Genomic DNA, 22,499 nt, shown 5'->3' with positions numbered 1-22,499 from the left:
GTCGTCACTCATGGCGACAAAGAGGCCAGTGCATTCACGCGTCCTACCTCTTCGGTCACGCGCGGCTCGATTCAGGGCTTGGGCTTGTTGGTGTAGCTCACATTCCCCAACCCCGTCCCGATCGTCAGCACCGCCCACCGCTTCACGTCTCGCATGAAGGGCAGTTCGCTCAAGCCTTGCACGACCGCATCGTTGTGCATCAGCACCATGGTCGGCACGCCGCGGATGGTCGGGATCTTCTTGCGCAGTTCGGTGGGCAGGTGGAAATGCTCGCTGGTCCAGTCGCCCGGCATGTTCTGCGCGCCGCGGGCGATGGAGCCATCCTTGCGGATCAACCCTGGGCAGCCGATGCCGACGAAAGGCGCGAGGCGGATGCCCTTCTTCTTGCAATAGGCCACCTGCTCCTCGAGCATTTCGGCCAGCCGGGTGACCAACAGGCGGCGGTTGGGGCCGTCGTCCTTGTGGCGCCACTTCTCGCGCCGAAGCACCTTCGCCTTCGACAGGTCCTTCGCACGATCGAGCCTCAGCTTGACGATGCCGCAGCGCACGTTGGTGCCGCCGATGTCGAGCGCCAGGATCGCGTCGTAGTGCTCAAGCAATTCGGGCGGCGCCAGGTGCACCCAGCCCAGCAGGCCGCCGTCGTCGGTGTCGTGGCAGATGCGGGCCAGCGGCACTTTCTCGCCCAACTCCTGCAGGATGGCCGTGGCCTCCAGCACGGCGCGCTCGCCGACGTCGCTTTCGGGAAAGCCACCGCCGATCACGATGCGCTCCACGCCTTTCCATGAGGGCTGCCGCATGAAGCCGCGGATCACCTGGGCCAGCCCCAGCGCGAATTCCTCGATGGCCGCATGCACGATGTCGGTGGCCTCGGAGGCCTTGCCCGACTTCAATGCCGCGTCGAGCGTGCCCTTGGCCAGGTCCTTCGAATGCTTGTCGCCCAGCGGGTCTTTTTTGCCCTTGCGGCGATGGCGCCGGCGCCATTGCTCGAGCAGTTCGCGAAAGGCCGTCTGGCTGGCCTGGTCGCCGAGAAACCCGCCCTCGTCGCGCAGTTGCAAGCTGTAGCCCTCCACCAGCACGGTCGGCAGCTCGCGCGCGCCGTGGATGTCGTGGACGGGCGCCGCTTCGTGCTCGTCGCTCTTCTTCTGCTTCTTCGATCGCTTCTTCGGGTCGTCTGATGCCATGGGTTCCTTCTCTTGGGGCGCCGTTCAATCGGCGGTGGCTTCGAGGATAAGCCGGGTCGTTTCATCCGGCGCATCCCAATGCGGATAGTGGCCGCACTGTTCGAACCAGTGCAGCCGCGCCTCGGGAAACAGCTTCTGCACGCGGGCCGCCTGGCGGGGCAGGCAGATGCGGTCGAGCCGCCCCCAGCCGATCACCAGGGGTCGTTGGAGCCCGCCCACGGCGATGCCGAGCGGCGCGGGCCCGCGGATCAGTGCACGCAGCACCACGTCGAAAGAAGGCGAGGCGGCGCGGCTGCGCATGTCTTCCAGCACGAGCGCGGGGGTGAGCGAAGCCGATTGCGCCGACAGCTGCGCCAGCAGCAATCGGCGCGACCAGGCATGCGAAATGATGGCCGGCATCGCGAACTGCAGCGCCCGGACCGCACGCACCGAGCCGCAGGTCGACACCTGGAAGAGCGCGCGTTCCCAGCCCTTCCAGAAGCCTCCCGGGCCCAGCGACACCACCGCGCCCACTACGCCGTCGCGGCGCGCGAGTTCCAGCAAGAGCTGGGCGCCGATCGAGCTGCCCACCGCGTCGGTGCCGACGAGTTGATGCTCGCGCAAGAACTGCGCGACCGCGTCGGCCATCGTCTCGACCGACACGGTGCCATCGAGCGGAGGACTCTTGCCGAAGCCCGGCAGGTCGATCGCGATCACGGTGCGCTGGGCCGCGAGCGGAGCGATGATGCCGCGCCACGAACGCCAGTTGCTTCCGAGTCCATGCACGAGCAGTAGCGATTTGCCTTGACCCCGTCGGATGTAGTTGATGAGCACGGTCGCCAATGTGCCCGGCCCTTTCTCATGGCCGCATCAGCTTCGCGCACCAACTGCTGTAGGAGCGCGACGGGTGCCGGCCGCGCGCATGGCCGCGCCTATACACTGCGCCGGATGCACTGCCTGCGACGCCTGTGGCCCACTGCCCTGTTCTGCTTCGGGCTCCTGTGGACCCTGCTGCCCGCGCAGGCGCTGGCACAGGATCAAAGCGGCGCCCTGCGCGTCGGCTCGAAGCGCTTCACCGAGTCGTACATCCTGGCCGAGGTGCTGGCGCAGACCGCAGCGCCGCAGCTCAAGTCGCCACCACAGCTGCGCCAGGGCTTGGGCAACACCGCGATCGTCTACGAAGCGCTCCGCTCCGGCAACATCGACCTCTATGCCGAATACACCGGCACGATAGCCCTCGAGATCCTCAAGAGCCCGCAGCAGATGACGCGCGAAGCCATGAACGCTGCACTGGCGCCGCTGGGCCTCGGTATCGCGATTCCGCTCGGCTTCAACGACGGCTACGCGCTTGCCATGCGCGCGGCCGATGCCGACAAGCTCGGCGTTCGCACCCTGAGCGACCTGGCCCGCCATCCCGATCTGAAGCTCGGCTTGTCGAACGAGTTCATCGGCCGCGCCGACGGCTGGCAAGGACTCGCCGCGCGCTACGGCTTCGCGCAAAAGCCCACCGGCCTCGACCACGGCCTGGCCTACGACGCCATCTCGGCCAAGCAGATCGACGTGATCGACATCTACACCACCGACGCCAAGATCGACCACCTGGGTCTGCGCGTGCTCGAAGACGACCGCGCGTACTTCCCGCGCTACGACGCCGTGGTGCTGCACCGCCTCGACCTGCCGACGCGCCTGCCGCAGGCCTGGGCCGCGCTTCAGAAGCTCGACGGCCGCATCGACGAGCGCGCGATGATCGCGATGAACGCGCGCGCCGAGTTGCAGGGCGTCGCCTTCGACGTGATCGCGCGCGACTTCCTCGCGTCGCAGCGCGGCGGCGCCGCCCCGCCGTCCGGCAGCGAGGCTGCGCGCGGCTTCGTCGGCAAGCTCTTCGGCTCGGACCTCGGCCGGCTCACGCGCCAGCACCTGCTGCTGGTGGCTGTGTCGGTCGGCCTCGCGATCGCGATCGCGCTGCCGCTCGGCATCCTCGTCTTTCCGCATCTGCGGCTGCGCGCCTTCGTGCTCGGGCTCGCCGGCCTGCTGCAGACCGTGCCTTCGCTCGCCATGCTGGCCGTGCTGATTTCGCTGATCGGCGCCATCGGCACCCTGCCGGCGCTGATCGCGCTCACGCTCTATTCACTGCTGCCCATCATGCGCAACACCGTCACCGGCCTCGCCGAGGTGCCTGCCGGGGTGCGGCAGGCCGGCACGGCGCTGGGCATGACCGACAGCCAGAGCATGCGGCTGGTGCTGCTGCCGCTGGCGTTGCCCACGCTGCTGGCCGGCGTGCGCACGGCCACCACCATCGCCATCGGCACGGCCACCATCGCGGCCTTCATCGGTGCGGGTGGCTACGGCGAACGCATCGTGACCGGCCTCGCCCTGAACGACCGCGAACTGCTGATCGCAGGCGCCTTGCCGGCGGCCGTGCTGGCGCTGCTCAGCGAAGCGTTGTTCGAGCTGATCGAGTATGGGATGCGCCGAAGCCGGGCCGCCTGATCACTTCGCGTGGTCAGGCTCAATGCGCCCGCACCCCACCACTGACCTGCTCTCCCCTGGCCTGCGCCAGTTCTTTCGCCGCCACACCCAGGGCCCGTATCCCCGCCACGATCTGCCCCGACGGAATCGACGACAAGCGCAGCCTGAAGAAGGGGCACGGATACGGCGGCTTGCCGAAGAACACGTCGCCCGCTTCGATCAGCACGCCGTGGTTGCGCGCCATCAGCGCCAGCTCGCCGGCATCGACCCACGACGGCGCTTGCACCCAGATCGAGGCACCGCCCGAAGGCAGCCGGAACTCGAAATCAGGCAGGTGGTCGCGCAAGGCCTGCGCCGCCAAGGCCAGGCGTTCCTGCATCGCATGGTTGACCCGCCGCGCATGCGACTCGTGATGGCCCAGCGATAGAAAGAGCGCGTAGGCCTGTTGCAGGAAGGCGCTGGGGTGCCGCAGCATCGCGTGCCGGATCACGCGCAGTTCCTTGATCAGCGCGCGCGGGGCGACGATGAAGCCCAGCCGCAGCGCCGGCGACAGGCTCTTCGACACCGAGCCGACGTAGATCACCCGGCCGGTCTTGTCCAGGCTCTTGAGCGCGGGCATCGGCGTGCCCTCGTAGAGGTTCTCGGCCTCGTAGTCGTCCTCGATGATCACGAAGTCCTGCAGCTCGGCCTTGCGCAGCAACCACTGGCGCCGCTCCAGGCTCAACGTGGCCGTGGTCGGGCTCTGGTGCGAGGGCGTACAGAAGAGGTAGTCGGCGGCCGGCAGCGCGTCGACCACCAGCCCGTCTTCGTCGACGTCGATCTCCACCCACTTCGGGTTGCGCAAAGCGAAGCTGTTGCGGGCATGCGGATGGCCCGGCTCTTCCAGGCCGACGCGCGTTTGCTCGTCGAACAAGGCCTCGGCCAGCAGGTAGTAGGCATGCTGTGCGCCCAGCGTGACCAGGATCTCTTCCTTCAGCGCGAACACGCCGCGCTTGGGCAGGAGGCGTGTGCGGATCTGCTCGACCAGCTCGGGCACGTCGTCGGTCTCGAAATCCGGCGTCCAGGTCGGCAGCTGCGAGCGCGCCAGGCTGCGGGCGCAGCACTCGCGGAAGTCCTCGGTGGGAAACAGCTGCGGATCGTAGGTGCCGTAGACGAAGGGATAGGGGTAGTCGCGCCAGCGTTCGGGCTTGGCCAGCGTGGGCCGGTCGATCAGCGAGCGCCGCACGCGCGCCGCCCACTCCGGCGGCTGGCCCGATTGCCCGCTGCGCCCCACCAGCGGCTCAGCCGGCTCGGCCGAGAGCGGCCGGGCGTTCTGGGCCACGAACACGCCGCTGCGCGGGCGCGCTTCGAGAAAGCCCTCGTCCATCAGCTGCAGGTAGGCCGAAGTCACGGTGTTGCGGCTCAGGCCCAGCAACGTGGCCAGCTCGCGCGACGAGGGCAGAGGCGCACCGGGGCTCAGGCGGTCTTCGAGGATGGCCTGCACCACTGCGGCACGCAGGCGGCCCTGCAGCGGCAGGCCGGGTTGCTCGGGCAGCGCGAAGAGCTGCGCCCATTGGATCGATCGTGGGTGGGGCATGTCGCGGGCAGTTTAGACCTTCGATGCCGACGCGGCCCCTGCGGTTTGCGCTCGCCCGGCCCACTGGCTCGGTCGAATCTCCGCATCTGGCCCTATCGCCGCCCGCGCCGGCTCCTTACGCTGTGGCCCATCGAACAAGGACAGGAGTTTCGCGTGACCGCAGCCGTATCGCCCGCCCCCGTGACCGTCGCCACCCTCGAGGCCTTCAGCAACGCCTGGAACCGCCACGACATCGATGCCCTGATGGGCTTCATGCACGAAGATTGCGTGTTCCAGACCGCCGCCGGCAGCGAAGCCTGCGGCACCCGGCACAGCGGCACCGCCGCCGTGCGCAAAGCCTTCGCCGCGGCCTGGGAGACGGTGCCCGACGCGCAGTGGACCAAGGGCAAGCACTTCGTCTCGGGGGACTTCGGCACCTCGCAATGGACCTTCACCGGCACCGCCGCCGACGGCAGCCGAATCGAAACCGACGGCATCGACGTCTTCAGCTTCAAGGACGGCAAGATCGCCCTCAAGAACGTGTTCCGCAAGGCCCGCCCCAACCTGCCGGCCGCCAAGTAGCCCACGCGGCCGACCGACACGCCATGACGACCAGCACCGCAGGCACCGCGCAGTTCACGGCCGCAAGCCCCTCCGCGCCGGCGCGCAAGCCCTACGACCCGCGCTACGACCCGCTGCTGGCACCCGACCCCGGCGCTGGCCGCGCCTACGCCCCCACCTGGTGGGTGGCCAGCGCGGGCACGCCGCCCGAGGACGACGGCCCCGTCACGCGCGACATCGACGTCGACGTGGCCATCATTGGCTCGGGCGCCACGGGTCTGTCGACCGCGCTCTACCTGGCGCAGGAGCACGGCATCCAGGCCACGGTGCTGGAGGCCAACCAGGCGGCGTGGGGTTGCTCCAGCCGCAGCGGCGGCCAGGGCCAGAACGCGAGCGGCCGGCTCAAGCGCTCGCAGTGGATCGAGCGCTGGGGCCTCGACACCGCCAGGCGGCTCGATGCCGAGATTCGCACCGGCTTCGAGAACTTCCGCCAGCTCACCACCGAGATCGACTGCGACGCCTTCGACGGCGGCCACCTCTACCTGGCCCACCGGCCCGAAAAACTGCCCGGCCTGGAAGCCGAAGCACGCCTGATGCGCGAGAAGTTCGGCTACGCCACCCGCATGCTGAGCGCCGAGGAAGTGCGGCGCGACTACTGCGACGAGCGCGAGGCGGTCGGTGCGATGTTCGAGGCCGAAGGCGTGGGCATCCACCCGCTGAAGTTCAGCTTCGGCCTCATGCGCAAGGCCCGCGCCCTGGGCGCGAAGATTCACACCTCCAGCCCCGTGCAGGGCTGGGAAGCCATCGACGGCATCCACCACCTGCGCACCCCCGGCGGCACGGTGCGCGCGCGGCGCGTGGCGGTGTGCACCGGCGGCTACACCGGCCAGGCGCTCAACCCCATGCTGAAGAACAGGATCATGCCGATCCTGTCGAACTCGGTCGTCACCCGGCCGCTGACCGATGCGGAGCTCCAGGCCACCAACTTCAAGTCGCTCACCTTCCTGACCGACACCCGCACGCTGCGCTTCTACTACCGGCTGCTCAAGGGCAACCGCCTGCAGTTGGGCAGCCGCAGCTCGGTCAGCGGCGCCGATGCCGAGGGCGCCGTGCACCTGAAGCTGCTCACCGACGCCATCGCCCGCAAGTTCCCGCCGCTGGCCGGCATCCAGATCGACTATTCCTGGTGGGGCTGGGTCGACGTGAGCCACGACATGATGCCGCGCATCACGCAGCCGGAGGCCGACAAGAAGATCTGGTACGCCGTGGGCTACGGCGGCAACGGCGTCTCGTTCTCGACCTGGGCCGGCAAACGCCTGGCCGAACGCGTGGCCGGCAAGGACGGCGGGCGCGAGGTCTTCGAACTGCCCATCTACCACTCGCCCCTGCCCTTTCCCAATGTGATGGGCCTGGTCGAATCGCCGCTGTTCGCGCCGTTCCGGCGGATGGGGCAGCGGGTGCTTTACAAGTGGTATTGGTTCAGGGACGAGAAGTAGCGGGCTTCAACGCTCGCCGCTGCGGCGGATCTCGGCCTGAAGCACCGGGCTGCAGATGTCGTCCAAGTCGCGGAATGCAGAGGCCAGTTGATCCATGAGGCGGCCCGGTGCGCGCCATGCGTCGAGGTGCGTCTTCCATTGGCGTACCTCGCCCCACACGCGGCGCAGGATGCCGAGGGCATCGGCACGTTGCGGCATGCTCGTCGGTCCTCTCAAAACAAGCACACCGGGCGACTTCGAAACTCTCGTTGCGCTATGTCAGAAGTCCAGCTGTCGGAGTTCGGCATCAGACAAACGACGCACGCGCTTCGTCGCCTCGCGCTCCGACAGCGCTTGAAGCGACGGGTCCTTGTCCAGCATCAGGTCCAGCAGGGTCTGACCGGGTGCGATGGCGTGCAGGTAACGCAGAAGCTGGGCGAGTGTGCGCCCGGGGTCGCCCTGCTCGATCAGCACAGCGGTAGAACGCGAAATGCCAGCAAGCTCGGCCGCGTCCTGCTGCCGAAGGCGACGTGCCTTGCGCAGTCGCGCGAGCTTGCCGCCAAGGGTTGCCGCGTCGGCCAAGCTCTCGAAGGACAGAAGCGGGGTTTCATCGTACTTCATGTCCGTATTATCAAACATTAACCACTTAATGTCTTTGATTACGGTCATGACGACTCAAGCCCGCCCGACTGTCGCGGTACTGCAGGCTGCTAAGTCGACCGCTGCAGCCGCATCGACACCGCGAACCGATCCGCCGGATGCACCGTGACGCTGGCCTCGAACAGTTCGCCGTCCTTGTCCAGATAACGACGCACGATCTTCAGCGCCGCGGTGCCGGTCGACACGCCGAGCGCCTTGGCCGTGGCCTCGTCGTCGATCGAAAACGCCCGGATGTCCTGCCGGATCTCCGCGATCTGGCGGCCGTAGCGGGTTTCGATCAGCGCGCTGATCAGCACGTCGGGTGTTTCGCGAACCAGCTCGCCGATGTCCTTGTAGGCCGGGTCGACGTAGACGTCCGTCCAGCCGATCGGTGAGGTCTGCGCGTCGCCCACCAGGCGCAGGCTGGAGATGCGCAGCCAAGGCGTGCCGTCGCGGCAGCCCAGCTCTTCGGCCAGCCCGCCGGCCGCCACGGTCTCTTCGATGCGCTGAACGGCGCGCAGGTGCTCGGCGCCGAACTGCACGAGGTCGTCCACCGAGGCCAACGATGGCCTGAAGCCGCTGCGCGGCTTGGCCGCGATCACGCGCGTGCCGACGTTCTTCGTTCGCGACACCAGCCCCAGCTGCTGCAGCTCCGCGAGCGCCGCGCGCACGGTGTGGCGGCTCGTCGCGTAGTGCTTGCACAGCTCCAGTTCGGTTGGCAGCAGCTTGCCGACGGCGAAGTGGCCGGAGGTGATCGCATCGACCAGGTGCCGGGCAATGTTCGTGAAGTTCGGCCTCGGGGCCGTGGGTTCGATCGGGTCCAAGGGTTCCAGGCTTTCGGCAGGGGCGTTCATGGGCTCAGGGTTAACCCCTGCTTGTGGTTATGTCCGAACATATCTACAGTCCGTCTCGGTCCAATATGTTCGGACATATTAATGTTCGCGGCAACAAACTCAAGAGGCTATATGACTTCCCCTGCGCTCCCCCTCTCCAGCACCGTCGTCGATTCGATCCTGTTTCGCGATGCATTCGGCACGCAGAAGATGCGCGACATTTTCTCGGATGGCGCGCTCATTCAGCGCTACATCGACGCCGAGATCGCGCTCGCCAAGGCCGAGGCGCGGGTCGGCATCATTCCTGCCGATGCGGCCGAGGTGATCGCGCGCGAATCGCGCATCGAGCGCATCGACTTCGACCACATGCGCCACGAGACCGACATCGTCGGCTACCCCATCCTTCCGCTGGTGCACCAGCTGGTCGAGATGTGCGGCGAGGCCGGCCGCTACGTGCATTGGGGCGCGACCACGCAGGACATCATGGACACGGCCGTGGCCCTGCAGGTGCGCGACGCCATCGACAGCGTGGCCGACGACATCCGCGATCTGCGCGGCATCCTGCGCGACCTGGCGAAGAAGCACCGCGACACGCCGATGGCCGGCCGCACCCACCTGCAGCAGGCGCTGCCCGTCACCTTCGGCTACAAGGTCGCGATCTGGCTGGCGATGTTCGACCGCCACCAGCAGCGCTTGGCCGAGCTGCGCCCGCGCGTCGCCGTGGTCGAGTTCGCCGGCGCCGCCGGAACGCTGGCCTCCATCGGCGAAGCCGGCTTCGCGGTGCAGAAGGCCATGGCCGAAGAGCTGGGCCTGGGCGTGCCGGCCACCACCTGGCACGTGGCGCGCGACGGCTTCGCCGAAGCGGTCAACCTGCTCGCGCTGGTCACCGGCTCGCTCGGCAAGATCGCGCTGGACATCATGATCATGGCGTCCACCGAGTTCGCCGAGGTGTACGAGCCCTTCGTCAAGGGCCGCGGCGCATCGAGCACGATGCCGCAGAAGCGCAACCCGATCTCCAGCGAACTGATGCTGGCGGCGTCGAAAGCTGTGCGCCAGCATGCCGGCCTGATGGTCGATGCGATGGTGCAGGACTTCGAGCGCGCCACCGGCCCCTGGCATGCCGAGTGGATCGCAATTCCCGAAAGCTTCATCCTGAGCTCCGGCGCACTGCACCAGGCCAAGTTCGCGCTCGGCGGCCTGATCGTCGACGAGGCGCGCATGAAGCACAACCTCGGCATCACCAAGGGCCTGATCGTGGCCGAGGCCGTGATGATGGGCATGGCCCCGCACATCGGCCGCCAGCAGGCCCACGACGTGGTGTACGACGCCTGCCGCACCGTCAACGACAAGGGCGGCACGCTGGCCGAGGCGCTATCCGCGCTGCCGGCCGTCACCGCGCATTTCGACCGCGCCACCATCGACCGGCTGACCGATCCGGCGAACTACCTGGGCCTGGCGCCCGCGATGGTCGACCGCGCGCTCGCGCTGTCCGTGGAAGTCAGCGCCTGAAGCGGGCCGGAGAGAGACAACCATGACAAGCGCTCCGTTCACCCCATCCGCCCCGGCGTCCGTCGACGCCGCCACGCCGGCCCGCAAGCTGCCCTGGTACCGCAAGCTCGGCATGCAGGTGCTGGTCTCGCTCGTGCTCGGCATCGTCGTCGGCTTCGTGTTCCCCAAGTTCGCATCGCAGCTCAAGCTGCTGGGCGACATGTTCCTGTCGCTCATCAAGGCCGGCGTCGCACCGCTCGTGTTCCTGACCATCGTGCACGGCATCGCCTCGGCCGGCGACGTCAAGAGCGCCGGGCGCGTCGGCTGGCGGTCGATCGTCTACTTCGAGGTGGTCTCCACCATCGCGCTGCTGGTCGGCCTGCTGGCCGGCAACCTGATGGAAGTCGGCAAGGGCATGACCACCGTGGCCGCGGGCGCCGCGGCACCGGTCGCGAAAGCCGCCGCACCGCAGGGCTTCCTCGAGTTCATGGCGCACATCGTGCCCGACAACTTCGTCGGCGCCTTCGCCAAGGGCGAGTTGCTGCAGGTGGTGGTGCTGGCGGTGATGGTCGGCATCGGCATCCTCGCCATTCCCGAGGGCCGGCGCGTCAAGGTCAACGAAGGGCTGGACTACATCTCGGAGGTGCTGTTCTCATTCATCAACCTGGTGATGAAGCTCGCGCCCATCGGCACGTTCGGCGCGGTGGCCTACTCGGTGGGCAGCAACGGCAGCGCCGTGCTCATCGCCCTGGCCCAGCTGGTGCTTAGCTTCTACGCCCTGGTCGCGCTCTTCATCGTGGTGGTGCTCGGCCTGATCACCCGGCTGGCCGGCTTCAGCCTGTGGCGCTTCTTGCGCTACATCAAGGACGAGATCCTGATCGTGCTCGGCACCGCGTCGTCAGAAAGCGCCCTGCCGCGCCTGCTCATCAAGCTCGAGCGCCTCGGTTGCGCCAAGCAAACCGTCGGCCTGGTGCTGCCCACCGGGTACGCCTTCAACCTCGACGGCACCTCGCTGTTCATGGCGATGGGCGTGATGTTCATCTCGCATGCCTACGGCGTGCCGCTGTCCATCGACCACCAGATCGGCATCCTGCTGCTGATGCTGCTCACGTCGAAGGGTGCGGCCACGGTGTCGGGCGGCTCGTTCGTGGTGTTCGCTGCCACAGTCACGTCGACCGGCATGCTGCCCGTCGAAGGGCTCGCGGTGATCTTCGGCGTGTACCGCTTCCTGTCGATGGCCATCTCGACCTGCAACACCATCGGGAACAGCGTGGCCACCGTCGTCGTCGCCAAGTGGTCGGGCACCTTCGACCGCGCCGTCGCCGAGCGCCACCTGTACCCCGAGCGCTTTCCGCAGACCGCCGACGCCGACGCGCAACTGGCAGACGGCAACCTGCTGCCCGAAGACACCAGCGACGCCAATCCGCACCCGACCGGCATCGCCATGCATGCGCCCTCCGCGGCGCACTGACCCGACACCCCAAGCCAACCGAACCCAAGGAGACTCTCATGAAACTGACGTTCTGCAAGAACGCCTTGGCCGCGCTCGCCCTCGTTGCCGCCGGTGCAAGTGCCTGGGCCCAGGCCTATCCGACCAAGCCGATCACCTGGATCGTGCCCTTCGCCGCCGGCGGCCCCACCGATGCGCTGGCGCGCAGCATCGCCGAGCGCGTGGCGCGCGAAGTGGGGCAGCCCATCGTCATCGACAACTCGCCCGGCGCCGGCGGCACGGTCGGCGCGGCCAAGGCGGCCCGCGCGGCGCCCGACGGCTACACCATGCTGGTCGGGCACATGGGCTACATGGGCGCGGCGCCGGCGCTCTACAAGAAACTCAACTACGACCCCGTCAAGGACTTCGCGCCCGTGTTCCGCTTCCCCGACACGCCGCTGGTGCTGATGGTGCGCAAGGAACATCCGGCCAAGGACATCAAGGCGCTGGTCGACTTCGGCAAGGCCAACCCCGACAAGCTCTTCATCAGCAATGCAGGCATGGGCTCGAGCTCGCACCTCATCGCCGCGCTCTTCGCCACCTCGGCCGGCATGAAGGTCTCGCTGGTCCCCTACAAGGGCGCCGGGCCGGCGCTCATCGACGTCATCGGCGGCCAGGTCGACGGCATGTTCGACCAAACCAACACCGCGCTGCCGCAGATCACCGAGAGCAAGGTGCGCCCGCTGGCCGTGACATCGAAGGTGCGGCTGCCGCAGCTCAAGGACGTGCCCACGCTCGCCGAAACCGTGCTGCCGAATTTCGAAGCCAGCACCTGGTATGGCATCTACGCGCCCAAGGGCACGCCGAAGGAAGTGCTCGACAAAGTGCAGGCCGCCTACCTGAAGGTGATGACCGACAAGGCCTTCACCGACAAGATGGCGAGCCAGGCGATTCAGATGTTGCCGACCGACCAGTACACCGGCGCCGCGCTGGGCAAGCACACCGAGGCCGAAGTGGCGCGGTGGAAGGTCGTGGCGGCGAAGACGAGCATTTCGCTGGACTGATCCGCCCAAGGCGCGCAACGCGCCCGCGTGCCAGCTTGGGGCACGTGCCTTCACCTGGTGCACCCCCGGACAAACCCGCACATTCTGGCCCTGCAATTCGCCGCCCCGTGGCTCTTCGCCGCGGGGCGGCGTTTGCCTATCTTCGACCTCGGGGCCGGCAACGGCCCGAAGACTTTTCTGTCGCACATCACGAGGTCACGCATGCTCCCCTTTTCGTTCACGCGCCGCGCCGCCATGCTGGGCTCGGCCCTGCTGGCCGCCGGCACCCTGGTCGCACTGCCCGCCGTTGCCGACGAAGCGCCCAAGCGCGGCGGCACCCTCGTCATCGGCAACACGCAGACGCCGCGCCACCTGAACGGCGCCGTGCAGTCGGGCATCGCGACAGCCATGCCTTCGACCCAGATCTTCGCGAGCCCGCTGCGCTTCGACGACAAGTGGAACGCGCAGCCCTACCTGGCCGAATCGTGGAAGCTGGCCGAGGACGGCAAGTCGCTCACGCTCAACCTGCGCAAGAACGCGGTGTTCCACGACGGCAAGCCCGTCACCTCGGCCGACGTGGCCTTCTCGATCATGGCCATCAAGGCCAACCACCCGTTCACGACCATGATGGGCCCCGTGGAAAAGGTCGACACGCCCGACCCCTACACCGCCATCATCCGCATGAGCACGCCGCACCCGGCGATCGTGCTCGCGATGTCGCCGGCGCTCTGCCCCATCCTGCCCAAGCACATCTACGGAGACGGGCAAGATCTCAAGACCCACCCGCGCAACAGCACCGACGTGGTCGGCTCCGGCCCCTTCAAGGTGACGGAGTTCAAGGCCGCGCAGCGCATCGTGCTCGAGCGCTTCGACAAGTTCTTCCTGCCCAACAAGCCCTACCTCGACAAGGTGATCATCAACATCACCCCCGACATGGCGAGCCTCATGCTCGGCCTGGAGCGCGGCGACGTGCAGATGCTGCCCTTTGCCAGCGTGCCCACCGACCTCAAGCGCCTGGCCACCAACCCGCAGGTGACGCTCACGCCCAAGGGCTACGAGGGCATCGGCGCGCTGAACTGGCTGGCCTTCAACCTCACGAAGAAGCCGCTGTCGGACGTGCAGGTGCGCAAGGCTATCGCCACCGCCATCGACAAGAACTTCATCGCCAAGGCACTGATGGGCGGCTTCGCCACGCCGGCCGACGGCCCCATCGTGGCCAGCAGCCCCTTTGCCGTGACCGACCTGGTGCGCTACCCGGTCGACCTGAAGAAGGCCGGCGAGATGCTCGACGCGGCCGGCTACAAGGCCGGCGCGGGCGGCGAGCGCTTCAAGCTCACCATCGACTACCTGCCGGGCGCCGACGACCAGCAGAAGACCGTAGCGGAGTACATCCGCGGCCAGCTCAAGAAGGTCGGCATCGCGGTCGAGGTGCGTGCCTCGGCCGACTTCCCGGCCTGGGCCAAGCGCATGGCCTCGCACGACTTCGACATGTCGATGGACCTGGTCTTCAACTGGGGCGACCCGATCATCGGCGTGCACCGCACCTACCTGTCGAGCAACATCAAGCCGGTGGTGTGGACCAACACGCAGAGCTACAGCAACCCGAAGGTCGACGAGCTGCTCAACACCGCGGGCGGCATCATCGACCCGACCAAGCGCAAGGCCTACTACGCCACCTTCGAGAAGATCGTCACCGACGAGCTGCCGATCGTCTTCATCAACCAGGTGCCGTACCACACGGCGGCCAGCAAGAAGCTCGTGAACGTGCCGGCCACCATCTGGGGGCCGATGTCGCCTTTCGACGAGATCTCGTTCAAGTAAGCACCGCAAGACGAAACGAAAGGAGCACGGCATGCCGCGCTACATCGCATCGCGCCTGCTGCAGGGCCTGGCCCTGGTACTGGCGGTGGTGGTTCTGAACTTCGTGCTGGTGCACGCCGCGCCCGGCGACCCGGTGGAAACCATCGCCGGCGCCAGCGGCGGCATGTCGCCCGAACTCATGGCGCAGCTGCGCACGCAGTACGGGCTCGACAAGCCGCTGCCCGTGCAACTGGGCGTGTACCTGGGCAAGGTGCTGCAGGGCGACCTGGGCTACAGCTACTTCTTCAACCTGCCGGTCACGTCGATGATTCTCGAGCGCGTGCCGGCCACGCTGCTGCTCGTGCTCAGTGCGGTGCTGCTGGCCTTCGTGGTGGGCACGGCCCTGGGCGTGCTCAGCGCGCGCAAGCCCAACGGCATGCTGTCGCAGTTCATCACCGTGCTGTCGATGGTGGGCTTCGCGGCGCCGGTGTTCTGGGTGGGGATCATGCTGGTGATCCTGTTCGCATCGATCTTTCCGATACTGCCCGTGGCCGGCATGCGCAGCATCGACTCGACCGGCGGCGGGCTCAAGGACGTGCTCGACGTGGCGCATCACCTGGTGCTGCCCACCGTCACGCTGGGCCTGGTGTACCTGGCGCAGTACAGCCGGCTGTCGCGCTCGTCGATGCTCGACGTGCTGGGCTCCGACTTCATCCGCACCGCGCGCGCCAAGGGCCTGGCCGACCGTGTGGTGCTCTACAAGCATGCGCTGCGCAACGCGCTGCTGCCGGTCGTCACGGTGCTGGGCCTGCAGTTCGGCAACGTGCTCGCCGGCGCGATCTTGGTCGAGACGGTCTTCAACTGGCCCGGCCTCGGCCGCCTGGCCTTCGACTCGGTGCTGCGCCGCGACTACCCGACCATCCTCGGCGTGCTGCTGTTCTCGTCCATCGTGGTGGTGGTGATGAACCAGGTCACCGACCTGTGCTACCGCTTCATCGATCCGCGCATCAAGACATCATGAGCAAGACCGCCACCCTCCCCGCCACGGCCCTGCCGGTGGCCCGCACGCTGCCGCGGGTGGAGCACCCGAGCGCCGAGGCCCTGCGCATGTTCATGCGCAACCCCTCTGCCATCGCCGGCATGGTGATGCTGCTCGCGATTCTGCTGATCGCGATCGTCGGCCCCATGGTGTACCCGGCCGACCCCTTCGAGATCCGCTCCGCCCCGCTCACCCCGCCCTTCAGCGAGGACGCCTGGCTGGGCAGCGACTACCTCGGCCGCGACGTGCTCACCACGCTGGTCTACGGCGGCCGCGCCACGCTGCTGGTGGGCGCGGTGGCCGCGCTGCTGTCGGTGGCCATCGGCATCACGCTGGGTGCCTTTGCCGGCTACTACGGCGGCCGGGTCGACGCTGCGCTGATGCGCCTGACCGAGTTCTTCCAGGTGCTGCCCGCGCTGCTGTTCGCGATGGTGGTCGTCACGCTGTTCTCGCCCTCGCTCGTCACCGTGACGCTGGCCATCGGCATCGTCAGCTGGACTTCGACCGCGCGGCTGACACGCGCCGAGTTCATGAAGTACCGCGGCCTCGAGTTCGTGCGTGCCGAGCGCGCCATCGGCGCCAGCGACGCCCGCATCATCTGGAAGGTGATCCTGCCCAACGCGCTGCCGCCGCTGGTGGTCTCGGCCACGCTGGCGGTGGGCGCGGCCATCCTGTTCGAAGCCGGCCTGTCCTTCCTGGGCCTGGGCGACCCGAACCAGATGAGCTGGGGCCTGATGATCGGGTCGAGCCGGCAGTACGTGCTGTCGTGCTGGTGGGCGGTGGCCTTTCCCGGTGCGGCGATCTTCCTGACCGTGCTCGCGGTCAGCCTGATCGGCGATGGTCTCAACGACGCGTTGAACCCCAAACTGCGGGAAAGATGAAGCTCTCCCCCAGGCTCCCCCACTTCGTGTGGTCCGCCAACCCCCTCACCGGGGGCAACACCAGCGGCCCGGCAAAGCCGGTTCCGCGGTGTTCCCCGAAAGAGCCACTGACATGAGCCCAAGATCCACTTTGCTGAAGGTCGAAGACCTGCACGTCGAATTCAAGACCCGCCGCGGACAGGCGCAGGTGCTCAACGGCGTGGACTTCGAGCTGTCGGCCGGCGAAACGCTGTGCGTGGTCGGCGAATCGGGCTGCGGCAAGAGCATGACCGCGCTGGCACTGCTGCGCCTGATCCCCTCCCCGCCCGGCCGCATCAGCGGCGGCCGCGTGATGTTTCAGGACGAAGACCTGGTGCAGGCCAGCGAGGCGCGCATGCGCGAGGTGCGCGGCAACCGCGTGTCGATGATCTTCCAGGAGCCGATGACGTCGCTGAACCCGGTGTTCACCGTGGGCGACCAGATCGCCGAATCGCTGCAGCTGCATGCCGGCCTCAACGTGCATGCGGCACGGCTACGGGCCATCGAGATGCTGAAGCAGGTCGGCATTCCGGCGCCCGAGCGGCGTGTCGACGAGTACCCGCATCAGCTGTCGGGCGGCATGCGGCAGCGCGTGATGATCGCGATGGCGCTGGCCTGCCGGCCCGACATCTTGATTGCCGACGAGCCCACCACCGCGCTCGACGTGACCGTGCAGGCCCAGATCTTCGACCTGCTGCGCGACCTGCAGCGCGAGAAGGGCACGGCCATTTTGCTCATCACGCATGACATGGGTGCCGTCGCCGAAATGGCCGACCGCGTGATGGTGATGTACGCCGGCCGCGTGATCGAGCAAGGCAGCACCGAGCAGGTGCTCGGCAACCCGGGCCACCCCTACACCCGCGGCCTGATCGACTGCCTGCCCGAGCTGGGCAGCAGCAGCCTGGGCGAAGACCGCGCAGAGCTGCCCGAGATACCCGGCGTGGTCCCTTCCATCTGGGAGCTGGGCGCCGGCTGCGCATTTCGCGAGCGCTGCCCGCAAGCCATGGCCCGCTGCGCGACCGAAGTGCCGCCGATGTTCGACCTGCACGCGCCCGCCATTCCGCTCCACCCCGGCATGCGCCATGGCGCGGCCTGCTGGCTGCATGCCGAGCATGCGCATGAACTCAAGGAGGCCGCATGAGCATCCGCGAAACCGACACCCTGCTGACCGTCAACGACCTCAAGGTCCACTTCCCGCGCGGCAAGGGCGGCTGGCGGCGCGGCACCGAGGTGGTGAAGGCTGTCGACGGCGTGTCCTTCCAGGTTCGCCGCGGCACCACGCTGGCCGTGGTGGGCGAATCGGGCTCGGGCAAGACCACCACCGCGCTGTCGGTGATGCGACTCGCGCCCATCACCGGCGGCCACGTGCAGTTGGGCGACACCGACCTCGGCGCGCTCGAAGGCGAAGCATTGCGCCAGGCCCGCTCGCGCATGCAGATCATTTTTCAGGACCCGTTCTCGTCGCTCAACCCGCGCGAGCGCGCTGGCGCCGCCGTGCGCGCGCCGCTGGAGCTGATGAAGATCGGCACCCCCGCCGAGCGCGAGGCCCGCGTGGCAGAACTCTTCGAAGCCGTCGGCCTGCGGCCCGAGCAACAGCAGCTGTTTCCGCACCAGTTCTCCGGCGGCCAGCGCCAGCGCATCAACATCGCACGCGCGCTGGCCACCAACCCCGAGCTGGTGGTCTGCGACGAGCCGGTGTCGGCGCTCGACATCGCGATCCGCGCGCAGATCCTGAACCTGCTCGCGCGCCTGCAGCGCGAGCTGGGCCTGACCTACCTCTTCATCTCGCACGACATGGCCGTGGTCGAGCACCTGTGCGACGACATCGCCGTGATGTACCTGGGCCAGATCGTCGAGCGCGCCCCGCGCCGCGCCTTCTTCGCGCGGCCGCTGCATCCCTACAGCGTTGCGCTGATGTCGGCCGTGCCCACCGTGGCCGGCGGCCGCCGCCGCGCGGCGCAGCGCATCAAGCTCACAGGCGACCCGCCCAGCCCCATCGACCCGCCGCCCGGCTGCCGCTTCGCCGGCCGCTGCCCGGTGGCCGAGCCCGCCTGCAAGGCCGAGCTGCCACCGCTGCGCGAGGTCGCGCCGGACCACTGGGTGCGCTGCCGCCGCGTCGACGTCGTCGACGGCCAGCCCCAGCCGCCCCTGCGCATGCAGGTGGCTTGAAACCGGCGCACCATCCGCCTTCTGCTCTTCGTTCTTCTTCCGACGACCCATGACCCCGACCAACGCCATCACCGTCTACGCCGCCCGCAAGATCATCACCATGAACCCGATGCAGCCCGAAGCCACCCACGTGGCCGTGCGCGAAGGCCGGGTGCTCGCGGTCGGCACGCTGGACGAGATCCGCGGCTGGGGCGCATTCACGCTCGACGAACGCTTTGCCGACCAGGTGCTGATGCCCGGCCTGGTCGAAGGCCACTGCCACCTGAAGGAAGGCAGCATGTGGGACTGGACGTACCTCGGCTGGTTCGACCGCCGCGACCCCGAAGGCCGGGTGTGGAGCGGCCTGCGCTCGATGGACGCCGTGGTCGAGCGCCTGGCCGAAGTCGCTCGCAAGATGGACGAAGAAGGCAAGCCGCAGAGCGAGCCCCTCATCGCCTGGGGCTTCGACCCCATCTACTTCGGCGGCGAGCGCATGACCGTCGCGCACGTCGACCGCGCGAGCGCCACCCGCCCCATCGTCATCGGCCATGCCAACGGCCACCTGATGAACGTCAACACCGCCATGCTGTCGCTGGCCGAGATCACCCGCGACAACGAGGTCGAAGGCGTCGTCAAGTTCGCCGAAGGCGGCCCCACGCCCGGCGAGCCCACCGGCGAGCTGCAGGAGCCCGCCGCCATGTTCCTGGTGCTGCGCAAGATCGGCAACGCCGGCCTGCTCGCACCCATGACCGCCGACGGCATCCGCTCCTTCGGCCGACTGGCCTGCATGCAGGGCGTGACCACCGCCACCGACCTGGTCAACAAGCTCACCGAAGAAGACCGCAGCGTGCTCGAAACCGTGACCGGCGAAGACGACTGCCGCGTGCGCATCCTCCCCGCCTTCCAGGCCTTTCACGGCACGCATGGCGCGCCGCAGGGCGCAGAGCACGTGCTGAGCCTGATGCCGCGCAACACCGACCGCCTGCGCTACGGCCTGGTCAAGATGATGCTCGACGGATCGATCCAGGGCTTTTCAGCCAGGCTGCGCTGGCCCGGCCACTTCAACGGCGCGCCCAACGGCATCTGGGTGACCGCGCCCGCGCAGTACGAAGCCGACTTCGAGGCCTACCACCGCGCCGGCCTCACCATCCACACGCACACCAACGGCGACGAGGCCAGCGAGGTGGCCATCGACGCCATCGAACGCGTGCTGGCCCGCGCCCCGCGCCCCGGCCATCGGCACACGCTGCAGCACGGCCAGATGATCGATGCGCCGATGTTCCGCCGCATGGCCGCGCTGGGCCTGAGCGCCAACCTCTTCGCGAACCACATCTGGTACTGGGGCGATCAGCACTACGAGATGACCATGGGCCCCGACCGTGCGCATCGGCTCGATGCCTGCGGCAGCGCCCTCGCCGCCGGCGTGCCGCTCGCCTTCCATTCCGATGCACCCGTCACGCCGCTCGGCCCCTTCTTCACCGCCTGGTGCGCCGTCAACCGCATCACGCCCAAGGGCCGCCTGCTCGGCCCCGCCGAACGCATCAGCGTGCCGCAGGCGCTGCGCGCCATCACGCTCGGCGCGGCATGGACGCTGAAGCTCGACCACGAAGTCGGCAGCATCGAATGCGGCAAGCGCGCCGACTTCTGCGTGCTCGACGACGACCCGCTGGCCATCGACCCGATGAAGCTCAAGGACGTGCGCGTGTGGGGCACCGTGCTCTCGGGCCGCGTGTTCGAGGCCGGCCGCGGCTGAGGCAGGCACCGCATGGTGACCCGGCCTGCGGCACGCATTCCGCTCACCGTCATCGGCGGGTTTCTGGGCGCGGGCAAGACCACCCTGCTCAACCGCTGGCTGCGCGAGGCCAAGGGCCGGCGCATGGCCGTGCTGGTCAACGACTTCGGCGCACTCAACATCGATGCGGCGCTGATCGAGGGCAATGGCGCGAACGGCGACACCATCGCCCTCACCAACGGCTGCGTCTGCTGCCAGATCGGCGACGACCTGACGCGCGCGCTGATCCAGGTGCTGGAGGCGCCCGTGCCTTTCGAGGCGGTCGTGATCGAGGCGAGCGGCGTGTCCGACCCGTGGCGCATCGCGCAGATGGGCATGGCGGCGCCCGAGCTGGTGCTCGAAGGCGTCATCGTGCTGGTGGATGCGGGGGCGGTGTTGGCGCAGGCGCGTGATCCGTTGTTGACGGATACGTTGGAGCGGCAGGTGAAGGCTGCGGACCTGGTGGTGGTCAACAAGGTCGATCGGGTGGATGAGGATGCGCTGGGGCGGGTGCGTGAGTGGGTGACGGGGATTGCTGGGAAGACGCCGCAGATCGAGACTTTGCAGGCGGAAGTGCCGATGGTGTTGCTTGAGGGGCTGTCGCTGGCTGGGGTGCGTGAGCCTGAGGGCTGTGCGGTGTCAGGGTGCGCGCATGGACACGATGCCGACGATCACGACGATCATGGTCACGGTCATGACCACGGTGCGCTGTTCGACACGTGGTCTTGTCGGCCTGAGCGGGTCTTCGATGCGAGTGAACTGCGCGCGTGGCTGCGTGATGCGCCGGGTGGGCTGCTTCGGTTGAAGGGGCTGGTCAGGACTGGCGACGGTGAATGGTCGGAGATTCAGTTTGCGGGGCGGCATGGGGCGGTGCGGAAGGCCGCAGTTCCCCACGACGGGGCCGCGGTGGTGGCCATTGGGTTGAAAGGGGCGCTGCCCGAATCCGCGTTGCAAGCTGCGTTCGGTCTGTAGGCCGTGGCTCAAGCTGGATATCCCAGTTTGGGATATTTCCGACCGCCGCGTAGTCTCGTCGGATGTCCCAAGAATCACCGCTTCCTCGTTCCGCCATCACGCTGCTGCACTGCATCGCCCACGAGCGTTTTCCATTCACGCTGCTCGACGACCGTGACTTTAAGGACGCCAGCTTTCTCGTCCATGCCGGTCTCGTAGAAGCGATCGTCAAGGTCGTAGTCGATCCACTAGGCGGACTCCCTCAGCCGGGAGTTGTGGTTCGTGAAATCACTCAGGCGGGTTGGCAGGTACTTGAACGCAGGGGGGGTTCGATGCACAGCCGATGCTGAAACAGCACAAAAAGGGGCAGCAACTGCTTGCATTGATTTAATTATCCAACTATCTTTGAACTATGGAAGCAAATGAAGTTGTTCGATCCCTCGCTGCGCTGGCTCAACCCGTACGCCTGCAGGTATTCCGGTGCTTGGTCGTCGCGGGTCCCGAAGGATTGACGCCGAGCGCTTTGGTCGAGGCGATTGCCGTTCCCTCCACCAGCCTGTCATTCCATCTCAAGGAGCTGATGCATGCGGGCCTGGTCTCACAGGAGCGCCAGGGGCGAAACCTCATCTACCGCGCCGCCTTCGATCGCATGAATGCGTTGCTCGGTTACCTCACCGAGAACTGCTGCCAGGGCGAAGCCTGCTTGCCTACCACCGCTAACGATTGCGCCTGCTGAAGGCGACATCATGAAGCGCTTCCACGTCCATCTGCATGTCGATGACTCAGGCAAGAGCGTCGCGTTCTACTCCAAGCTCTTCGCGACAGAGCCCGCGCGTATCGAGGCCGACTATGCGAAATGGATGCTCGATGACCCTCGTGTCAACTTTGCAATTTCGACGCGTGGTTCAGACCGCGGCGTCGACCATCTCGGCTTCCAAGCCGAGGACGAAGCCGAACTCGCCGAGTTGAAGGCGCGTGCCCAGTCGGCCGACCAAACGCTGCTCGATGAGGGCGAGACGGTTTGCTGCTACGCACGCAGTGAAAAGCACTGGGTCACCGACCCACAAGGCATTGCGTGGGAACACTACCGGACCCTTGAACGCGCTGAGATCTACGGTGAGTCTCGCCCGGCCGCCGCGGCAGAGGTGACTGGCGGCGCCTGCTGCGCGCCATCTGCCCCTCGCGTCAACGCTCATTCCATCCCCGCCAAATCTGCATCGGCCTGCTGCTGAGAACTCC

The 22,499-nt window shown here is 67.6% G+C and carries 21 protein-coding genes; 15 read left to right on the top strand and 6 right to left on the bottom strand.

Annotation, left to right across the window (positions count from 1 at the left end):
- Positions 1 to 71 precede the first annotated feature (71 nt).
- Both B0W80_RS10430 and B0W80_RS10425 read right to left on the bottom strand, forming a co-directional pair.
- A complete protein-coding gene (locus B0W80_RS10430) occupies positions 72 to 1,181 on the bottom strand; it encodes an ROK family protein (RefSeq protein ID WP_256856536.1) in 1,110 nt (369 codons plus the stop codon).
- Between the two features lie 24 nt (positions 1,182 to 1,205).
- Positions 1,206 to 1,946 carry an alpha/beta fold hydrolase gene (locus B0W80_RS10425; RefSeq protein ID WP_218668882.1) on the bottom strand — a complete coding sequence of 247 codons (741 nt, stop codon included), beginning with the start codon at positions 1,944 to 1,946 and terminating at the stop codon, positions 1,206 to 1,208.
- A 162-nt stretch (positions 1,947 to 2,108) separates the two neighbouring features.
- On the opposite strand from B0W80_RS10425, the gene B0W80_RS10420 reads away from it, so the two are divergent.
- Positions 2,109 to 3,650 carry a glycine betaine ABC transporter substrate-binding protein gene (locus B0W80_RS10420; RefSeq protein ID WP_076999060.1) on the top strand — a complete coding sequence of 514 codons (1,542 nt, stop codon included), beginning with the start codon at positions 2,109 to 2,111 and terminating at the stop codon, positions 3,648 to 3,650.
- Between the two features lie 19 nt (positions 3,651 to 3,669).
- Here B0W80_RS10420 and B0W80_RS10415 read toward each other — a convergent pair whose 3' ends face one another.
- The gene (locus B0W80_RS10415; RefSeq protein WP_076999059.1) at positions 3,670 to 5,205 is read right to left on the bottom strand and encodes a PLP-dependent aminotransferase family protein; all 1,536 of its coding nucleotides are present in this window, start codon (positions 5,203 to 5,205) and stop codon (positions 3,670 to 3,672) included.
- A gap of 153 nt (positions 5,206 to 5,358) precedes the next feature.
- Here B0W80_RS10415 and B0W80_RS10410 point away from each other — a divergent pair, with 153 nt between their 5' ends.
- Both B0W80_RS10410 and B0W80_RS10405 read left to right on the top strand, forming a co-directional pair.
- Complete coding sequence (locus B0W80_RS10410; RefSeq protein WP_076999058.1) at positions 5,359 to 5,766, top strand: nuclear transport factor 2 family protein; 408 nt, start codon at positions 5,359 to 5,361, stop codon at positions 5,764 to 5,766.
- Between the two features lie 23 nt (positions 5,767 to 5,789).
- A complete protein-coding gene (locus B0W80_RS10405; RefSeq protein WP_076999057.1) occupies positions 5,790 to 7,241 on the top strand; it encodes an FAD-binding oxidoreductase in 1,452 nt (483 codons plus the stop codon).
- Positions 7,242 to 7,247: 6 nt separating this feature from the next.
- Here B0W80_RS10405 and B0W80_RS10400 read toward each other — a convergent pair whose 3' ends face one another.
- The 3 genes from B0W80_RS10400 to B0W80_RS10390 are packed head-to-tail and all read right to left on the bottom strand — an operon-like array spanning position 7,248 to position 8,713.
- A complete protein-coding gene (locus B0W80_RS10400) occupies positions 7,248 to 7,439 on the bottom strand; it encodes a hypothetical protein (RefSeq protein WP_076999056.1) in 192 nt (63 codons plus the stop codon).
- Between the two features lie 60 nt (positions 7,440 to 7,499).
- On the bottom strand, positions 7,500 to 7,889 hold the full coding sequence (locus tag B0W80_RS10395; protein WP_256856535.1) for a helix-turn-helix domain-containing protein: 390 nt from the start codon (positions 7,887 to 7,889) through the stop codon (positions 7,500 to 7,502).
- Positions 7,890 to 7,930: 41 nt separating this feature from the next.
- Positions 7,931 to 8,713: a GntR family transcriptional regulator gene (locus B0W80_RS10390; protein WP_076999055.1), complete on the bottom strand. Its 783-nt coding sequence runs from the start codon at positions 8,711 to 8,713 to the stop codon at positions 7,931 to 7,933.
- A 111-nt stretch (positions 8,714 to 8,824) separates the two neighbouring features.
- Here B0W80_RS10390 and B0W80_RS10385 point away from each other — a divergent pair, with 111 nt between their 5' ends.
- The 12 genes from B0W80_RS10385 (at position 8,825) to B0W80_RS10330 (ending at position 22,492) form a co-directional block, all read left to right on the top strand.
- Positions 8,825 to 10,201, top strand: a complete 1,377-nt coding sequence (locus tag B0W80_RS10385) for an adenylosuccinate lyase family protein (RefSeq protein ID WP_076999054.1) — start codon at positions 8,825 to 8,827, stop codon at positions 10,199 to 10,201.
- 22 nt (positions 10,202 to 10,223) lie between these two features.
- The gene (locus B0W80_RS10380) at positions 10,224 to 11,651 is read left to right on the top strand and encodes a cation:dicarboxylate symporter family transporter (protein WP_076999053.1); all 1,428 of its coding nucleotides are present in this window, start codon (positions 10,224 to 10,226) and stop codon (positions 11,649 to 11,651) included.
- Positions 11,652 to 11,689: 38 nt separating this feature from the next.
- A complete protein-coding gene (locus B0W80_RS10375) occupies positions 11,690 to 12,673 on the top strand; it encodes a tripartite tricarboxylate transporter substrate binding protein BugD (RefSeq protein ID WP_076999052.1) in 984 nt (327 codons plus the stop codon).
- A gap of 201 nt (positions 12,674 to 12,874) precedes the next feature.
- Positions 12,875 to 14,473, top strand: a complete 1,599-nt coding sequence (locus tag B0W80_RS10370) for an ABC transporter substrate-binding protein (protein ID WP_076999051.1) — start codon at positions 12,875 to 12,877, stop codon at positions 14,471 to 14,473.
- Positions 14,474 to 14,504: 31 nt separating this feature from the next.
- Entirely contained in the window at positions 14,505 to 15,473 is a 969-nt protein-coding gene (locus B0W80_RS10365; protein ID WP_076999050.1) for an ABC transporter permease, read from the top strand.
- Positions 15,470 to 16,372 (top strand): ABC transporter permease, encoded by a 903-nt coding sequence (locus B0W80_RS10360; RefSeq protein WP_076999049.1) that lies wholly within the window; start codon positions 15,470 to 15,472, stop codon positions 16,370 to 16,372. The genes B0W80_RS10365 and B0W80_RS10360 overlap by 4 nt, the downstream gene beginning before the upstream one ends.
- A gap of 112 nt (positions 16,373 to 16,484) precedes the next feature.
- Positions 16,485 to 17,531: an ABC transporter ATP-binding protein gene (locus B0W80_RS10355; RefSeq protein ID WP_076999048.1), complete on the top strand. Its 1,047-nt coding sequence runs from the start codon at positions 16,485 to 16,487 to the stop codon at positions 17,529 to 17,531.
- Positions 17,528 to 18,559: an ABC transporter ATP-binding protein gene (locus B0W80_RS10350; RefSeq protein WP_076999047.1), complete on the top strand. Its 1,032-nt coding sequence runs from the start codon at positions 17,528 to 17,530 to the stop codon at positions 18,557 to 18,559. Before B0W80_RS10355 ends, B0W80_RS10350 begins: the two co-directional genes overlap by 4 nt.
- A 49-nt stretch (positions 18,560 to 18,608) precedes the next feature.
- A complete protein-coding gene (locus B0W80_RS10345; protein ID WP_076999046.1) occupies positions 18,609 to 20,291 on the top strand; it encodes an amidohydrolase in 1,683 nt (560 codons plus the stop codon).
- Between the two features lie 12 nt (positions 20,292 to 20,303).
- Positions 20,304 to 21,281 (top strand): GTP-binding protein, encoded by a 978-nt coding sequence (locus B0W80_RS10340; protein ID WP_076999045.1) that lies wholly within the window; start codon positions 20,304 to 20,306, stop codon positions 21,279 to 21,281.
- Between the two features lie 391 nt (positions 21,282 to 21,672).
- Positions 21,673 to 21,996 carry a helix-turn-helix transcriptional regulator gene (locus tag B0W80_RS10335; RefSeq protein WP_076999044.1) on the top strand — a complete coding sequence of 108 codons (324 nt, stop codon included), beginning with the start codon at positions 21,673 to 21,675 and terminating at the stop codon, positions 21,994 to 21,996.
- Positions 21,997 to 22,006: 10 nt separating this feature from the next.
- Entirely contained in the window at positions 22,007 to 22,492 is a 486-nt protein-coding gene (locus B0W80_RS10330) for an ArsI/CadI family heavy metal resistance metalloenzyme (protein ID WP_076999043.1), read from the top strand.
- The last annotated feature ends 7 nt before the right edge of the window (positions 22,493 to 22,499 follow it).

The sequence above is a fragment of the Variovorax sp. KK3 genome, from assembly GCF_001984055.1.
Classification (GTDB): Bacteria; Pseudomonadota; Gammaproteobacteria; order Burkholderiales; family Burkholderiaceae_C; genus Variovorax.
The sequence above is the reverse complement of the archived record's forward strand: the minus strand, read 5'-3'. Positions and strand labels throughout refer to the sequence as shown.

Coding starts and splice junctions, on each gene's coding strand:
- B0W80_RS10335 (WP_076999044.1), top strand. CDS start 21,673: ATGGAAGCAAATGAAGTTGTTCGATCCCTCGCTGCGCTGGCTCAACCC.
- B0W80_RS10360 (WP_076999049.1), top strand. CDS start 15,470: ATGAGCAAGACCGCCACCCTCCCCGCCACGGCCCTGCCGGTGGCCCGC.
- B0W80_RS10430 (WP_256856536.1), bottom strand. CDS start 1,181: ATGGCATCAGACGACCCGAAGAAGCGATCGAAGAAGCAGAAGAAGAGC.
- B0W80_RS10350 (WP_076999047.1), top strand. CDS start 17,528: ATGAGCATCCGCGAAACCGACACCCTGCTGACCGTCAACGACCTCAAG.
- B0W80_RS10340 (WP_076999045.1), top strand. CDS start 20,304: ATGGTGACCCGGCCTGCGGCACGCATTCCGCTCACCGTCATCGGCGGG.
- B0W80_RS10375 (WP_076999052.1), top strand. CDS start 11,690: ATGAAACTGACGTTCTGCAAGAACGCCTTGGCCGCGCTCGCCCTCGTT.
- B0W80_RS10390 (WP_076999055.1), bottom strand. CDS start 8,713: ATGAACGCCCCTGCCGAAAGCCTGGAACCCTTGGACCCGATCGAACCC.
- B0W80_RS10415 (WP_076999059.1), bottom strand. CDS start 5,205: ATGCCCCACCCACGATCGATCCAATGGGCGCAGCTCTTCGCGCTGCCC.
- B0W80_RS10385 (WP_076999054.1), top strand. CDS start 8,825: ATGACTTCCCCTGCGCTCCCCCTCTCCAGCACCGTCGTCGATTCGATC.
- B0W80_RS10395 (WP_256856535.1), bottom strand. CDS start 7,889: ATGACCGTAATCAAAGACATTAAGTGGTTAATGTTTGATAATACGGAC.
- B0W80_RS10330 (WP_076999043.1), top strand. CDS start 22,007: ATGAAGCGCTTCCACGTCCATCTGCATGTCGATGACTCAGGCAAGAGC.
- B0W80_RS10355 (WP_076999048.1), top strand. CDS start 16,485: ATGAGCCCAAGATCCACTTTGCTGAAGGTCGAAGACCTGCACGTCGAA.
- B0W80_RS10365 (WP_076999050.1), top strand. CDS start 14,505: ATGCCGCGCTACATCGCATCGCGCCTGCTGCAGGGCCTGGCCCTGGTA.
- B0W80_RS10345 (WP_076999046.1), top strand. CDS start 18,609: ATGACCCCGACCAACGCCATCACCGTCTACGCCGCCCGCAAGATCATC.
- B0W80_RS10380 (WP_076999053.1), top strand. CDS start 10,224: ATGACAAGCGCTCCGTTCACCCCATCCGCCCCGGCGTCCGTCGACGCC.
- B0W80_RS10400 (WP_076999056.1), bottom strand. CDS start 7,439: ATGCCGCAACGTGCCGATGCCCTCGGCATCCTGCGCCGCGTGTGGGGC.
- B0W80_RS10420 (WP_076999060.1), top strand. CDS start 2,109: ATGCACTGCCTGCGACGCCTGTGGCCCACTGCCCTGTTCTGCTTCGGG.
- B0W80_RS10370 (WP_076999051.1), top strand. CDS start 12,875: ATGCTCCCCTTTTCGTTCACGCGCCGCGCCGCCATGCTGGGCTCGGCC.
- B0W80_RS10405 (WP_076999057.1), top strand. CDS start 5,790: ATGACGACCAGCACCGCAGGCACCGCGCAGTTCACGGCCGCAAGCCCC.